This is a genomic window from Halobacterium litoreum (genome assembly GCF_021233415.1).
Lineage (GTDB): Archaea > Halobacteriota > Halobacteria > Halobacteriales > Halobacteriaceae > Halobacterium > Halobacterium litoreum.
The window spans coordinates 854,907-868,163 of record NZ_CP089466.1 but is presented as its reverse complement, the minus strand read 5'-3'; the positions used below and the strand labels follow the sequence as shown (position 1 = coordinate 868,163).

Here is a 13,257-nt window from a genome sequence, read left to right as displayed (position 1 = left end):
CCGCGGTTCGCGGGCGGTCGGCCAGTGCGGTCACGGTTCGAGGACCGTCATCCCGAACGTCTCGCCGTTCCGGATTCGCTCGTGGGTCTCTGGTACCTCGTCGAGTCCCACCGTGTCGGTGTAGTCGGCGGTGACCCGCCCGTCCGCGAGCAGGCGCGCCGCCCGCGACACCTCGTCTTTGGTGGCGTACCGGGAGCCGACGACGCTCGCCTCTTTGACGACGAACTCCTTCAGGAGCGGCGCGAACGAGCGCTCGTGGTGCGTGGTGAGCGTCACGAGGTCGCCGCCCATCGCGAGCGCGTCCCACGCGTCCCGGAGCGTGTCGAGGTCGCCCACGGTGTCCACGGCGACCGTCGGGCCGTCGCCGAACGGGGTGGCGTCGCGGGCGCGCTCGGCGAAGTCGTCGCCCCGCGCGTCTATCGGCGTCACCGCGTCCGGCGTCAGGTCGTCCACGTGCGCGAGTCGGGCGTCGTCGACGTCCGCGGCGAGGACGTGCGCCCCTCTGTTCGCGGCCAACTGCGAGAGGTGGACGCCGATTCGGCCCGCCGCACCGAGCACGAGCACGGTGTCGTCGTCGCTCACGCCCGTTCGCTCGCAGACGTGCAGCGGCGTCGCGAGGCCGTCGGCGGCGACGGCGCCCTCGGCGAACGTCGCGCCCTCGGGGAGCGCGAGGAGGTTCGATTCGGGGATGGTCGCGTACTCGGCGTACGCGCCGTCGCGCTGGACGCCGAACCAGCCGCCGAAGTTCACGCACTGGTTCGTGTCCCCGCGCAGACAGCGCTCGCAGGTGCCACAGGTGAGATAGAAGTACGACACCACGCGGTCGCCGGGTTCGTGGTCGGTGACGCCGTCGCCCGTCGCCTCGACGACGCCCGCGAACTCGTGACCGGGAATGCGGGGCGTGAACCCGGGGTCGTCGCTCAGGCCGCCCTGTATCGCGTTCTCGATGGTTCGGGTGACGCCGCAGGCGCGCACGTCGACCAGTACTTCGCCGGGGTCGGGTTCGGGTCGCGGTACCTCGCGGACTTCGAGGTCGCCGCCCCACTCGTCGAGGACGACCGCGTTCATGGATGGCACGCTCGCCGTGTTTGCAGTTGGGTCAGTTAGGTGTTCGCCCCGGAACCGGCAACCGCCGCCGGCTCCTGTCATAGCACATAAGATAGATTTAATCTGGGTACCACGGTGAGTCGTCTCATGCCTGACGGCAACACGCAGCAAGACGCAACGAACCGTGAGCGAACGCTCGTCAGATACGGCATCGAGGAGAGCCCCGACATGGACGAGGCGGTTCCGCTCGGCATCCAACACCTGCTCGCGATGTTCCTCTCGACGGTGGCGCTCCCGCTCGTCATCGCGAGCGCCATCGGCGTCGGCGCGGCAGACACCCAGTTCATCATCCAGATGGCGCTGCTCGTCGCCGGCGTCGCCACTATCGTCCAAGCCTACCCAATCGGCCCCATCGGCGCGCGCCTCCCAATCGTCATGGGGACGAGTGCCATCTTCGTCTCGCCGCTCATCACCGTCGGCACGGAGTTCGGCCTCGCCGCCATCTTCGGCGCCGTCATCGTCGCCTCGCCCATCGAGGTCGTCATCGGCTACCTCTACGACGACATCCGGAGTCTGTTCCCGCCGCTCGTCACCGGCATCGTCGTGATGCTCGTCGGCCTCACGCTCATCCCCATCGCCATCCAGTACTCCGCGGGCACGCCCGGAACCGAGGCGTTCGGGAGCCTGGAGAACCTCGGACTCGCGACGCTCGTGTTACTCGTCGCGCTCCTCGTGAACCAGTTCTTCGACGGCTTCCTGCGCTCCGCGAGCGTCCTCGTCGCCGTCGTCGTCGGCTACGTCGCCGCGATTCCGCTCGGCTTGCTCGACCTCTCCGGCGTGAGCGCTGCCGGGTGGTTCGCACTCCCCACGCCGCTCGCGTTCGGCGTCGAGTTCGAACCCAGCGCCATCCTCGTCGTCGCGTTCGCGTACGTCATCACGTCCATGGAGACCATCGGCGACATCTCCGGCACCACCGCCGCGGTGGACCGCGAACCCACCACCGAGGAGACCAAGGGCGGTCTCGTCGCTGACGGTGTCATGTCGGCATTCGCGGGCGTCTTCAACGCCTTCCCCAACACCTCCTTCAGCCAGAACGTCGGCCTCATCACGTTCACCGGCGTCGCCAGTCGGTTCGTCGTCGCCATCGCCGGCGTCTTCCTCGTCGTCCTCGGCTTCATCCCGAAGGTCGCCGAAGTCGTCTCCGCGATGCCAAACCCGGTCCTCGGGGGCGCCGCGGTCGTCATGTTCGGGATGATTATCTCCACGGGCATGCGCATCATCGCGAACGGCGCGGACCTCACGCAGCGCAACCTCACCATCATCGCCGTCTCCATCGTCCTCGGCGTCGGCGTCGAGTGGCGCGCCGACGCACTCGCCCAACTCCACCCGGACGTGCAGATTCTCGCCACGTCCGGCCTCATCATGGGCGGCGTCACCGCGCTCCTCCTCAACCTCATTCTCCCCGAGGACATCGCACCCGTCGGTCGAGGCCCGGTCGGTGAACCCGTCGCCGGCGAGGACGCGGAGGACGCGCTGGACGACTGAAAAATCGGAAAACCGCTGACCGCTATTCTTCGGTGAACGCCACGACGCGGGAGACGGAGGATTCGCCGCCGCGGAACCGCCACGGGAACGTCCCGATCTGAACGCGCTCGTTCAGCAGTTCCTCGGGCACCTGCGCGTTCTCCACGTGGACGATACCCTCCGGGAACAGTTCAGTGTGCATCAACTGGTAGCCCTCCGGCGGGAAGATTTCGTCGAGGTCGTCGACGCCGTGCTTCTCGCGGGCTTCCGCCGCGAGTTCCGGGCGCACGTCCCGAATCACCGTGTTCATCGGGTGGTCGGCGCTCCCGCAGTCCAGAATCAGGTACTCCAGTTCCATCTCCTTACACCAGTCCGCGAACTCCTGGTTCGGGCCGGGGTGCTTGCAGAAGAACTTGTGCGGGTCGGCGTTCTCCTTGTGCCACGCGTACTCCTGGTAGCCCGTGTGGATGAAGAGGATGTCGCCCTTCTGAACGTCACAGACGTCCTCTATCATCTCGGAGGTGTAGACGTCGTAGTCCCCGACCTTGTCGGAGATGTCGGCGACGACGGCGTCGCCCACGAGTTCCTCGAGGGGCATGCTCTCGATGTCCCGCCCGTGTGCGATGAAGTGTTTCTCGCCGTCGAGGTGGGTCCCCGTGTGGTTCATGAACTCGATCTTCTGGCCGTTCACCTTCTCCGTGTCCAGTGACTTCTCGTACCAGATTTTCGGGTTGTCGTACGTCGGCCACGCGGGCGTGTCCTGTGACCACGGCTGCGTCAGGTCGTGCATCTCGTAACCGTCGAGCATACTCCTCCCGTCGCGTGACTCCCTCATAAGAATTGGCCCTGGGGCAGTCGGCTGGGGGGTCGTCGAATCGTTACCACGACTTTGCGGGGCGAGCGCGCCCGAATCCGTCGGGTGGACGCGGCCCGCGAACCCCGCCCGTCAGTCGTCGCCGAAGACGCCCGCCTCCGCGAGCGCCTCGATTTCGGCGTCGCTGTACCCGAGTTCTTCGAACACCTCGCGGTTGTGCTCGCCGAGTTCGGGCGGCGGCGACCGGAAGCCGCTCTCGCTGTGCTCGTAGTTCAGTGGGTGTTCGACCACGGGGATTGTCTTCCCGCGGGCCTCCATCTCGCGGACGACACCCCGCGATTCGACCTGCTCGTTGTGGAGCGCCTCGTCCACCGAGTAGACGGGGCCGGCGGGGATGCCGGCGTCGTCGACGAGAATCTCCATCCACTCGTCGGTGGTGCGCTCGGCGAGTTCGGCCTCCAGTTCGGCCTCCAGTTCGTCCATGTGTTCGACGCGGTCGGCGTTCGTCTCGAAGCGCTCGTCGTCGGCGAGTTCGGGGCGGCCGAGCGCCTCGCAGAGCAGGCCCCAGAGTTTCTGATTCAGGCACGCGACGTTGATGTGGCCGTCCGCCGTCTCGAACGTCTGGTAGGGCGCGAGCACGGGGTCTTTCGTCCCCATGCGCTGGGGTTCCTCCCCGACGAACGCCTTCCCCGCCTGCTTCGTGAGCCACGGTAGCGCGGCGTCCAGCATGCCGAGTTCGACGTACTCGCCCTCTCCGGTGCGCTCGCGCCGGTAGAGCGAGTTTACGATGCCGAACGCAGCCCACATCCCGGTGATGAGGTCGGTCTGCGGGAGGCCGACCTTCACGGGGCGACCGTCGGCCTCGCCGGTGACGGACATGATGCCGCTCATCCCCTGAATCAGGAGGTCGTAGCCCGGGCGCTGGCTCCACGGCCCGGTCTGCCCGAACGCGGACATCGCGCAGTAGACGACGTCGTCGTTCACCTCGCGGATGTCGTCGTACGCGACGTTGAGTTTCTCCGCGGTGCCCGGGCGGTAGTTCTGGATGAAGACGTCTGCCTCCTCGGCGAGGTCGTAGAGCGCCGCCAGCCCCTCCTCTTTCTTCAGATTCAGTTCGATGCTGCGCTTGTCGTAGTTCACCGTCCAGAAGTACGGCGACTCGCCGTCCACGAACGGCGGCCCGGAGTGGCGGTTGTCGTCGCCGACTTCGGGCCGTTCGACCTTGATTACGTCCGCGCCCTGGTTCGCGAGCATCAGCGAGCAGAAACCGCCGGTGACGAACGTGCTCAGGTCGAGCACCGTCACGCCGTCGAGTACGTGTCCGTCGGTAGCCATCACCACATCTGAGGGGGACCCGCGGCTTAAATCATTGCCGTGGTTCCGCCCGAGACGCCGCGGCGAACAGAATGTTCACCTCTACCGAACAGCGGTTTCGGCGGACTGATTTCCCGAATCTCCATATTCGGGACGATAGCGAACGCCAACACGCATTCGAGGCAATATTTGTCGTTTGGTACGTGTTGACTTGACGTTCGGCTGTGCTGATTCGAGCGACGAGAGCGCAGTTCAGTAGGACAACTGTTTCGTTCGAGTGAACGAAAGTATTACGTAGCCGAACGACGACGTGCGAGTAGATACCAATGGGCGAGGACACGACGGTCAAATCGGTCGAGACCACCTTTCGAATCATCGAGGCGCTCCACGACCGCGGCGGCGCCGGCGTCACCGAACTCGCGTCCGCGCTCTCCGCCCCCAAGAGCACGGTCCACAACCACCTGCAGACGCTCGAAGGCAACGAGTACGTCGTCAACGACGACGGCACCTACCGCGTCGGCAGTCGCTTCCTCGAACTCGGCGCACACGCCCGCGACCGCCGCGCCATCTACGAGGTCGCGCGCCCCGAAGTCGACCGCATCGCCGAGGAGACCGGCGAACTCTCCGGCGTCGTCGTCGAGGAACACGGCCGCGGCGTCTTCCTCCACCGCGCGAAGGGCGACCGCGCCGTCCACGTCGACACGTACGCGGGCAAGCGCATCTACCTCCACGGCACCGCACTCGGAAAGGCCGTGCTCGCGAACCTCCCCGAGGAGCGCGTCGACGCGATCGCCGACCGCCACGGGCTCCCGGCGCTCACCGAGAACACCGTCACCGACCGCGGCGAACTCGCAGACGAACTCGCCGAAATCCGGGAGACCGGCATCGCGTTCGACGACGAGGAGCGCCTCGACGGACTCCGGAGCGTCGCGGGCGCCGTCACCGGCCCGGACGGCGACGTGCTCGGTGCGGTGAGCGTCGCCGGCCCCACCAGTCGCCTCCGCGACGAGCGCTTCCGCGAGGAACTTCCTGGCGTCGTGCGGAGCGCGGTCAACGTCATCGACCTCAACGTCACCTACTCGTAGCCATTACAGACGTACATTCGTAATACACCAAAACTACCAATCTACTTTCTAATCCCCTGAACCAACAGTTTTCGTATACTAATGTGCCCATCGAGAGTTTACTCGTCTAGAATCCCGTATACTGGACTTGTAAGCGCTAAATTCGCGGATAAATCGAGCCAAGCCAACGAGGATAAAAAATTTCACCTATTTCAACTATTGTGTATTTTGAATTGGATTTGAGCGCCGAGACTGTGATTTACTATACATCCGATTTCAAGCGGATTTACAACTACCAAATTAAGTTACTACTAATTATTCTGGTATACAGCCGTTCGGGTCGTTCGGTGGGGGAGCAAGACACAAGCACTCGGAAGCCGGTGTGTGTGACATGACCCACGACCACGGCGACATGCTGTCGCGAACGGCGGCGGTCGAGCGCGTGCTCGCGCACCGCGAGACGGCGCTCGGGCGCGTCGACACCGAAACCGTCGGACTGGACGCGATGTCGGGGCGGGTGCTCGCATCGTCTGTCACCGCCGACGCGGACCAGCCGCCGTACAGTTACGCGACGATGGACGGGTTCGCGTTCGACGCGAGCGCGGCCTACCCCTACGAGGTGGTGGACCGCGAACTGTTCCCGGAGGACGACCCCGGCGAACTCGACGCCGGCGAGGCGGTGCGCATCGCGACGGGCGCGCCGCTCCCCGAGGGCGCGAACGCCGTGTTGAAAGTCGAGGAGGCGACCGTCGAGGGCGGCGAACTGACTGGGACGGAACTGACGCCCGGAACCTACGTCTACGAGCGCGGGAGCAACGTCGAGGCGGGCGAAGAACTGTTCGCGGCGGGCGAACGCGTCTCGCCGAAGGACGCCATCCTCCTTCGGGACCTCGGCGTGGAGGAACCCGAAGTCTTGGCGCGATTCTCGGTGGGCGTGCTGGCGACCGGCACCGAGATTCACGAGGGGCGCATCAGCGACCTCGACTCACCGATGCTCGCCGGCCTCTTCGAGTCGTGGGGCCACGACGCGACCTACGAGGGGACGGTGCCGGACGACTACGACACCGTCGAGGGCCGCATCGCGGAGTTGGCGGACGAACACGACGTGGTGGTGACGACGGGCGGGACGAGCGTCGGGAAGAAAGACTACGTGATTCGCGCGCTCGACGAACTCGGCGAGGTGGACTTCCACCGCGCCGCCGTCCGTCCCGGAAAACCAATCGCGTTCGCTGACCTCCCCGACCACGACGCGACGGCCATCGCCGTGCCCGGAAAGCCACTCGGCGCGCACACCATCACGACGCTGGTCGCGCGCCCCTTCTTCACCGGGCGCACCGACCTCCCGACCGTGCCGGCGACGTTCACGCACGACGTGGGACTCGGCCCCGAGGGCTTCGAGTACGCGATTCCCGTCACGCTGGACGGCGACGAGGCGACGCCCCTGGGCCACGTCGACTCGCCGCTCGCTGTCTACGAGGACACCTTCGACCCGAGCGTGCTGTCCTCCAGCACGCGAGCGACGCGCGCCGACGGATTCGTGCTCACGGAGTCCGCGCTGTCCGCGGGCGAATCAGTGCGGGTCGTACGCTACGAGTCCGTGGAATGACCCTCCCCGCCGTCGACCCGCCGGGCGAGCGCACCGGTGACACTCGCGTCGCGGGCGTCCTGCTCGCCGCGGGTACGAGTTCGCGGTACGGGGACGCGAACAAACTCCTCGCGGACGTCGACGGCGCGCCGATGGTACGCCGGAGCGCCGAGACGCTGCTGGCCGCGGGACTCGCCGAAGTCGTCGTCGTCGTCGGGTACGAGGCCGACCGGGTTCGCGACGCGCTCGACGGCCTCGACGTGCGCTTCGTCGAGAACCCCGACTACGAGACGGGACAGGCGTCCTCGGTCCGTGCGGGGGTGTGCGCGCTCGCCGACGCGGACGCCGCCGTGTTCGCGCTCGGGGACATGCCGTACGTCGACTCGGAGAGCGTCCGCGCGCTCGTCGCGGCCTACGAGGACGGCGCGGGGTCGGCGCTCGCCGCCGGCTTCGCGAGCGAGCGCGGGAACCCCGTGTTGTTCGGCGCACGCCACTTCGACGCGCTCGCCGACAGCGACGGCGACACCGGCGGGAAACAGATTCTGCTCGGCGCCGAGGACGGCGCGGTCGTGGAGACCGGCGACGCGGGCGTCCGCCGGGACGTGGACCGTCCGGACGACGTGGCGTGAGGGAGTGAGCCGGCTCCGAGTCGCCGACGGCTTCGCCTGAACCGCGGGCGTTATGCGGGCGGCGAGCGACCCATCGAGGGATGACGGAGTTCTCGTACACGGAGTCGGTGGACGTGCGCTACCAGGACCACGACACGATGGGGCACGTCAACAACGCCGTCTACGTGACGTACATGGAGGAAGCCCGGTTCGCGTACCTCACCGAAGGCGTCGGCATCCCGGCGGACGAACTCGGCATGGTCGTCGCGAACCTCACCGTCGACTTCCGTCGGCCCGTCGAGTACGCGCGAGACGTCGAAGTCGGCGTGTCGGTGACGGACGTCGGCGACTCCAGTTTCACGATGGCGTACGAGGTCCGAGACGACGAGGGTGTCGCCGTAGAGGGCGAGAGCGTGCAGGTCGCACTCGACCCGGAGACGAAGGAGACACGGCCCGTGCCGGAGTCGTGGCGCACCGCGTTCGACGAGTTAGAGGGCTGACGGCGTCGTCGCCGGGTAGGCGTCGAGGCGCGCCAGAATCGTGTCCACGATGGACGCGTCGAACGTCCAGAACCCGAAGAACTCGTTTTCTCGCCGTTCTTCCGCGAGCAGCGCGCGCTTGTCCTCGTCGTCGCCGTCGAGCACGACGAACCACGACCCCGTAATCTCGTCGTCGTCGTACTCGTGGAGCGCGTGTGCGTCCGTCGGAATCTGCCAGTCGGGCGCGCCGTAGAGGTGGGTCTCCACGCCGGCGTCCGCCAGCGACCCGTAGAGGCGGTACTGGGTGCGGAAGTTCGACAACTCCTGGAAGCCCGCGTGGACCGCCCCGCCGTTCCGGTACGCGTACTCCTCTATCTCGCGGGACGCCACGGTCATGCGGCGACGTCCGTAGTTCGTGAAGAGGTTCTGCGTTATCTTCCGGAGCAAGTCGGGGTACTCGATCTCCTCGGGGTTCGACACGTCGAGGAGTTCCGAGTCCGGACGAATGACGCTGTAGAGGTGTTTCAGTCCCGCCGCGCCGAGGAACTGGTCGCCGTCGTGTAGCACCACGAAGTTCCGGGGGCGGGCGTCGTCGGTGGTCGCGCGCCGCAGCGTCACGGACTGGACGTCGAAGTACGACTGGATGTCCGCGAGGACGACGTCGTCCGTGTCCACGTTGTACAGGGTGAGCGTCGGTGACCGCGAGTCGACGCGCTCGATGATTTCCGGGAGCGCTGGCGCGTCGGTCGGTCCGTCGGAGTCCGCCATCTGTCGGCTACGTGGAACCACGCGAACAAAAATTGTACTGTCCCGGTGGCTGACGCGGCAAGCGCTAGTCTCCGCCGCGTCAGTCAGGCGCGCCGGACGGCGACGAGCGCCGCGCCGAGGACCGCCGCGAGCGCGACACCGACGCCGAAGCCGGGCGTGTCACCGCCGGACTCGTCCTCGGTGGTCGCGTTCGTCGTGTTCTCGGTCGTCGTCGTGCTCTCGGTCGTCGACTGCGTGGTCGTGGACTGCTCCACGAGCGACGCGTCGACTTCCGCGTTCACGACGGAGTTCTCGAAGTACGGGCGCTCCGGCCGGTCGACGACGTAGTTCCCGTACACTTCGACGTCGCCCGACTCGGCGAGCGTTCGGAGCGCGCCGTCCTCGAAGGTCACCGAGACGGTGCCGTCCTCGACGGACGCGCTCGTGGCGTTCACGCGCTCGTTCTCGCTGTTCAGCGCGTGGAAACTCCGGGAGTTCACGACCGTGTTGTTCGCCGCGGTCGGCTTCTCGAAGGTGACGGTGACCGACCCCTCGCCGTCGAGTTCGACGCCGCCCGCGTCGGTCTCGTAGTCGATGCGGCGGATGCGGTTGGCGTCGGTCGGCGACACGGTGCCCTGGTCGGCGACGTAGTCGTAGACGACCTCGCCGTACATCGTGTAATCGACGCCCGTGCGCGTCGCGTTCTCGAGCACGGAGCCGTCCCAGCCCGCCATGTAGGAGTTCACGGTGACGGTGTACGTCGCGTCGGGGTCGACGGGGTCGCCGTTCACGTACAGCGAGCGAATCTGGTCGCTCGCGCGCTCGTGGCCGAGCCACTCGTAGGTCACGCCGCTGACCTGCAGTTGGGCTTCCGCGCCGTACTGCTGGCCGGTCTCGCTCTCCAGCGTGACGACCTGGCTCTGGAGCAGGGCTTCGAGTTCGCTCCCCGTCAGTTCGACCGTGACGAGGTGGTTGTTGAACGGCAGGACGTTGTAGACGTCGCCCGCGGTGAGGTTGCCGGGACCGTACTGGGCGTTCGACCGGATGCCGCCCGCGTTCGTGATGGCGACGTCCGCGTCCGTCTGCCAGCGGAACGCGTCCGTGATGAGGTTGCCGAGCGCGGTCTCGTCGTGGTAGTTCGAGGAGAACCGCGCGTCGAGTTCGGTCGTCGTCTTCCCGGCGACCCGGGAGAGTTGCTCGCTGCGCGCATCGGCGATGATGTTCGAGACCTCGCTGTCCTTCGTGACGTTCTCGTCGGTCTCGACGAGCCGACCGTTCCACTTCGTCACCTCGCCGTTCTCGACGGTGAGGTTGAGTTCACTGAGGTACGCCGCGCGCCCGGCGGCCTCGCTGATGACGACGCCGTCGGTCGCCTTCGGCTCGTAGGCGATTTCGTCGTCACCGACGAGCACCACGTCGACGTTCTCGGTGCTGTTCGCGAACTCCTTCGCGACCGGCACCCCGAAGTGGCCGAGCGTCACGACCACGTCGACGTTCTTCTCCTCTTTCAGCATCGTCGCGTACTCCGAGCCGACCTCGCTGTAGTCCCGGAGTTCGTACCCCTGCTTCTGGAAGTCGACCGCGGTCTTGGACTTGATTTTCTCGTCGACGAGGCCGACGACGCCGACTTTCACGCCGCCCTTCTCGAAGACCTCGTAGGGCTCCGTGCCGGGCACCGTCTCGCCGGTCTCGCTGTCCACGACGTTCGCGAGCAGCCACGGGAACTCGGAGGCGTTCGAGTAGTTCGACACGGCGCCGAAGCCGTAGTCGAGGTCGTGGTTCCCGACGACCTCGGCGTCCGGCTGCATCTCGTTGAGCACCTTCACGGGCGTCCGCCACTGCGAGATGGGGGACATCGAGTGCGGGCTGACCTCGTCGCCAGCGCCGAACGTGAAGGTGGGGTTGTCGTGGGCGGCGCGGCGCTGTTCGAGGAGCGTCGCGAGTCGCGGGACGCTCCCGTTCTGCGCCATCGCCGTCTGTACGTCGTTGTACGAGAGAATCGTGACGGTAGTGCTCTCGGTCTGCGTGGCGTTCGCTTCGGTCGCCGCGGGGGTCGCGGTTTCCGAACCGACCGCGGCCGCCGGCACCGCTGCCGACAGCACGAGCGCACAGACCACGAGCAGTGTCGCGGTTCGCATGCGTGTCGACGCACCGAAACCACCCTCAAAAGCGTTGTTCATTCCTGCCTATTTAGACAGTAATTCCCACACCGAGAACTCGAAATAACCACGAACGTGGTCACGACGCGCGGTCGGTCGCCGTCACCGCGATGCCGAGCAGAATCACGGCGCCGCCGAGAATCGTGAACTCGCCGGGCACCTCGCCGAAGATTGCGAGCGCGAGTAGGGCGCTTCCCACGGGTTCGCCGAGCAGGGAGACGCTCACGATGCTCGACTCGACGTACTTCAGCGCCCAGTTCACGACGGTGTGCCCGAGCAATCCCGGCCCCACAGCCATCGCCACGAACAGCCCCCACTCGTGGGCCGGGTAGTTCGCGAGCGGGAGGCCGAGCGCGAGCGCCGCTGCGAACAGCGTCGCCGCGCAGACGCCGTAGACGACGAGGACGTACGGCCCGAGCGAGAGACGCTGGCGTACCGACCGTCCCGCGAGCACGTACCCCGCCGCCGACGCCGCGCCGAGCACCGCCAAGCCGTTCCCGAGTGACGGGTTCGAGCCGACGGTTGTCCCGCCGAGGAAGTCGCCCGCAGACAGCAACACGGACCCGGAGATTGCGACGAGGATGCCGCCCGCTACCCGCGAGGTGACGCGCTCGTCCAACAGCAGCCACGCGCCCACCGCGACGAACGCGGGTTGGGTCTGCACGAGCGTCGTGGACGCCGCGATGCTCGTGTACTCGATGGACGCGAACCACGCCGCGAAGTGGCCCGCGAGCAGCGCGCCCGACGCCGTCACCAGCAGCCAGTCGCTCCCCGAAATCGTCGCGAACTGGTCGCGCTCCCGCACCGCGAACGGCGCCACCAGCCCGGTCATGAACAGCACGCGATAGCACGCCTTCACCAGACTCGGCGCGTCGCTGAGGTCGACGAGAATCGCGCTCGTGGACACCGCGACGACGGCCACCGCAACGCCCGCCATCGGCGGCACCGGCAGGTCTTCGACGGCAGTCACACCGGAGAGTCGCCCGCGCTCCGGTTAGGCGTTGCGTTGCCGGTCGCCCGCACGCGAGCGATTAATGTGACTCGCGCCCGTCGATTCGACCGATGAGCGACGCTCGCGCGACGGTGGTCTGTGACTGCGGGTACGAAGAACAGTTCGACCGCCTGCGTGACGCCCGGAGCGCGGTCGCCGACCACCGCGACGACACCGGCCACGACCCGACGTGGAAGATTCACGAGGTCGCTGCGGGCGTCGAACAGGCCGGCGCGGACGCCGGCGTCTGCGGACGCCCGGAGTGTACGAACGAAGAATCGCCGCTCTACCGCGACTGACTGCTCGGTGGCCGCGGCGGACGGTGTCAGCGACCGACTACTCGGCGTCGGCGGGCACGTCGAAGTCGTGGAAGTGCTCGCCTTTCTCCTTCGAGAGGATATTCAGCGCGGCGGCCGCGCCGTCGCCCGCGGAGATGACGGCCTGCCACTCCTCGGCGCGCACCATCGCGCCGGTGGCGTAGGCGTCCGCGACGCTCGTCTCCATCGAAACACCGACGTCGACGATGTCCTCGTCCGTGAAGTCACAGCCGAGGTCCTCGGCGATGTCACGGCTCGCACCGGTCGCGAGCACGACGTAGTCGGCGTCGTACTCGCCGTCCTCGGTCGCCACGGTGAAGCCGTCCTCGGACTGTGAGACGCCCGTGACCTCCTCGCCCTGGTGGCGGTCGACGCCGAAGTCGTCGACCTGCTCGCGGGCGTCCTCCATGAACCCGGAGCCGTCCTCGGACTCGATGCCGAGGTAGTTGAAGAGGTGGGCCTTGTGCATCCACGTCTCGTCCGTGTCGAAGACGGCCGTCTCGAGGTCGTTTTTCGCGGTGAACAGTGCGGCGCTCAGACCGGCGGGACCGCCGCCGACGACGGCTACGTGTGCCATGTGTCAGTCATCGCTCGCGCCGCCGATAAAC

The 13,257-nt window shown here is 67.0% G+C and carries 13 protein-coding genes; 6 read left to right on the top strand and 7 right to left on the bottom strand.

The genetic code is table 11. The annotated features are described in order from the left end of the window. Positions 1 to 30: 30 nt before the first annotated feature. Positions 31 to 1,068 (bottom strand): alcohol dehydrogenase catalytic domain-containing protein, encoded by a 1,038-nt coding sequence (locus LT972_RS04820; protein WP_232572647.1) that lies wholly within the window; start codon positions 1,066 to 1,068, stop codon positions 31 to 33. 126 nt (positions 1,069 to 1,194) lie between these two features. Here LT972_RS04820 and LT972_RS04815 point away from each other — a divergent pair, with 126 nt between their 5' ends. Next, positions 1,195 to 2,592 (top strand): uracil-xanthine permease family protein, encoded by a 1,398-nt coding sequence (locus LT972_RS04815; protein ID WP_232572064.1) that lies wholly within the window; start codon positions 1,195 to 1,197, stop codon positions 2,590 to 2,592. Positions 2,593 to 2,614: 22 nt separating this feature from the next. Here LT972_RS04815 and LT972_RS04810 read toward each other — a convergent pair whose 3' ends face one another. Beyond that, the gene (locus LT972_RS04810) at positions 2,615 to 3,379 is read right to left on the bottom strand and encodes a cyclase family protein (protein WP_232572063.1); all 765 of its coding nucleotides are present in this window, start codon (positions 3,377 to 3,379) and stop codon (positions 2,615 to 2,617) included. Positions 3,380 to 3,517: 138 nt separating this feature from the next. Next, on the bottom strand, positions 3,518 to 4,720 hold the full coding sequence (locus tag LT972_RS04805) for a CaiB/BaiF CoA transferase family protein (RefSeq protein WP_232572062.1): 1,203 nt from the start codon (positions 4,718 to 4,720) through the stop codon (positions 3,518 to 3,520). 305 nt (positions 4,721 to 5,025) lie between these two features. On the opposite strand from LT972_RS04805, the gene LT972_RS04800 reads away from it, so the two are divergent. The 4 genes from LT972_RS04800 to LT972_RS04785 all read left to right on the top strand — a co-directional run bounded on the left by LT972_RS04800 (position 5,026) and on the right by LT972_RS04785 (position 8,456). After that, on the top strand, positions 5,026 to 5,784 hold the full coding sequence (locus LT972_RS04800) for an IclR family transcriptional regulator (protein ID WP_232572061.1): 759 nt from the start codon (positions 5,026 to 5,028) through the stop codon (positions 5,782 to 5,784). A 370-nt stretch (positions 5,785 to 6,154) separates the two neighbouring features. Further along, positions 6,155 to 7,369, top strand: coding sequence for a molybdopterin molybdotransferase MoeA (locus tag LT972_RS04795; protein WP_232572060.1), 1,215 nt, complete (start codon positions 6,155 to 6,157; stop codon positions 7,367 to 7,369). Further along, entirely contained in the window at positions 7,366 to 7,977 is a 612-nt protein-coding gene (locus LT972_RS04790) for a nucleotidyltransferase family protein (protein WP_232572059.1), read from the top strand. Before LT972_RS04795 ends, LT972_RS04790 begins: the two co-directional genes overlap by 4 nt. Before the next feature lie 80 nt (positions 7,978 to 8,057). Next, entirely contained in the window at positions 8,058 to 8,456 is a 399-nt protein-coding gene (locus LT972_RS04785) for an acyl-CoA thioesterase (protein WP_232572058.1), read from the top strand. Here the strand turns inward: LT972_RS04785 and LT972_RS04780 are convergent. The 3 genes from LT972_RS04780 to LT972_RS04770 all read right to left on the bottom strand — a co-directional run bounded on the left by LT972_RS04780 (position 8,445) and on the right by LT972_RS04770 (position 12,278). After that, positions 8,445 to 9,203, bottom strand: a complete 759-nt coding sequence (locus LT972_RS04780; protein ID WP_232572057.1) for a DICT sensory domain-containing protein — start codon at positions 9,201 to 9,203, stop codon at positions 8,445 to 8,447. The two genes, LT972_RS04785 and LT972_RS04780, sit on opposite strands and share 12 nt — an antisense overlap. 83 nt (positions 9,204 to 9,286) lie before the next feature. Continuing rightward, positions 9,287 to 11,320 (bottom strand): bifunctional metallophosphatase/5'-nucleotidase, encoded by a 2,034-nt coding sequence (locus LT972_RS04775; RefSeq protein WP_232572056.1) that lies wholly within the window; start codon positions 11,318 to 11,320, stop codon positions 9,287 to 9,289. A gap of 100 nt (positions 11,321 to 11,420) precedes the next feature. Beyond that, the gene (locus tag LT972_RS04770; protein ID WP_232572645.1) at positions 11,421 to 12,278 is read right to left on the bottom strand and encodes a DMT family transporter; all 858 of its coding nucleotides are present in this window, start codon (positions 12,276 to 12,278) and stop codon (positions 11,421 to 11,423) included. Between the two features lie 125 nt (positions 12,279 to 12,403). On the opposite strand from LT972_RS04770, the gene LT972_RS04765 reads away from it, so the two are divergent. Further along, the gene (locus LT972_RS04765) at positions 12,404 to 12,631 is read left to right on the top strand and encodes a DUF7542 family protein (RefSeq protein WP_232572055.1); all 228 of its coding nucleotides are present in this window, start codon (positions 12,404 to 12,406) and stop codon (positions 12,629 to 12,631) included. Positions 12,632 to 12,668: 37 nt separating this feature from the next. On the opposite strand, the gene LT972_RS04760 is transcribed toward LT972_RS04765, so the two are convergent. After that, positions 12,669 to 13,226 carry an NAD(P)/FAD-dependent oxidoreductase gene (locus LT972_RS04760; RefSeq protein ID WP_232572054.1) on the bottom strand — a complete coding sequence of 186 codons (558 nt, stop codon included), beginning with the start codon at positions 13,224 to 13,226 and terminating at the stop codon, positions 12,669 to 12,671. Between the last annotated feature and the right edge of the window lie 31 nt (positions 13,227 to 13,257).

What these genes read in the sequence shown, in the direction of transcription:
- LT972_RS04820 (WP_232572647.1), bottom strand. Translation starts at nt 1,068, where the DNA reads ATGAACGCGGTCGTCCTCGACGAGTGGGGCGGCGACCTCGAAGTCCGC.
- LT972_RS04815 (WP_232572064.1), top strand. Translation starts at nt 1,195, where the DNA reads ATGCCTGACGGCAACACGCAGCAAGACGCAACGAACCGTGAGCGAACG.
- LT972_RS04810 (WP_232572063.1), bottom strand. Translation starts at nt 3,379, where the DNA reads ATGCTCGACGGTTACGAGATGCACGACCTGACGCAGCCGTGGTCACAG.
- LT972_RS04805 (WP_232572062.1), bottom strand. Translation starts at nt 4,720, where the DNA reads ATGGCTACCGACGGACACGTACTCGACGGCGTGACGGTGCTCGACCTG.
- LT972_RS04800 (WP_232572061.1), top strand. Translation starts at nt 5,026, where the DNA reads ATGGGCGAGGACACGACGGTCAAATCGGTCGAGACCACCTTTCGAATC.
- LT972_RS04795 (WP_232572060.1), top strand. Translation starts at nt 6,155, where the DNA reads ATGACCCACGACCACGGCGACATGCTGTCGCGAACGGCGGCGGTCGAG.
- LT972_RS04790 (WP_232572059.1), top strand. Translation starts at nt 7,366, where the DNA reads ATGACCCTCCCCGCCGTCGACCCGCCGGGCGAGCGCACCGGTGACACT.
- LT972_RS04785 (WP_232572058.1), top strand. Translation starts at nt 8,058, where the DNA reads ATGACGGAGTTCTCGTACACGGAGTCGGTGGACGTGCGCTACCAGGAC.
- LT972_RS04780 (WP_232572057.1), bottom strand. Translation starts at nt 9,203, where the DNA reads ATGGCGGACTCCGACGGACCGACCGACGCGCCAGCGCTCCCGGAAATC.
- LT972_RS04775 (WP_232572056.1), bottom strand. Translation starts at nt 11,320, where the DNA reads ATGCGAACCGCGACACTGCTCGTGGTCTGTGCGCTCGTGCTGTCGGCA.
- LT972_RS04770 (WP_232572645.1), bottom strand. Translation starts at nt 12,278, where the DNA reads ATGGCGGGCGTTGCGGTGGCCGTCGTCGCGGTGTCCACGAGCGCGATT.
- LT972_RS04765 (WP_232572055.1), top strand. Translation starts at nt 12,404, where the DNA reads ATGAGCGACGCTCGCGCGACGGTGGTCTGTGACTGCGGGTACGAAGAA.
- LT972_RS04760 (WP_232572054.1), bottom strand. Translation starts at nt 13,226, where the DNA reads ATGGCACACGTAGCCGTCGTCGGCGGCGGTCCCGCCGGTCTGAGCGCC.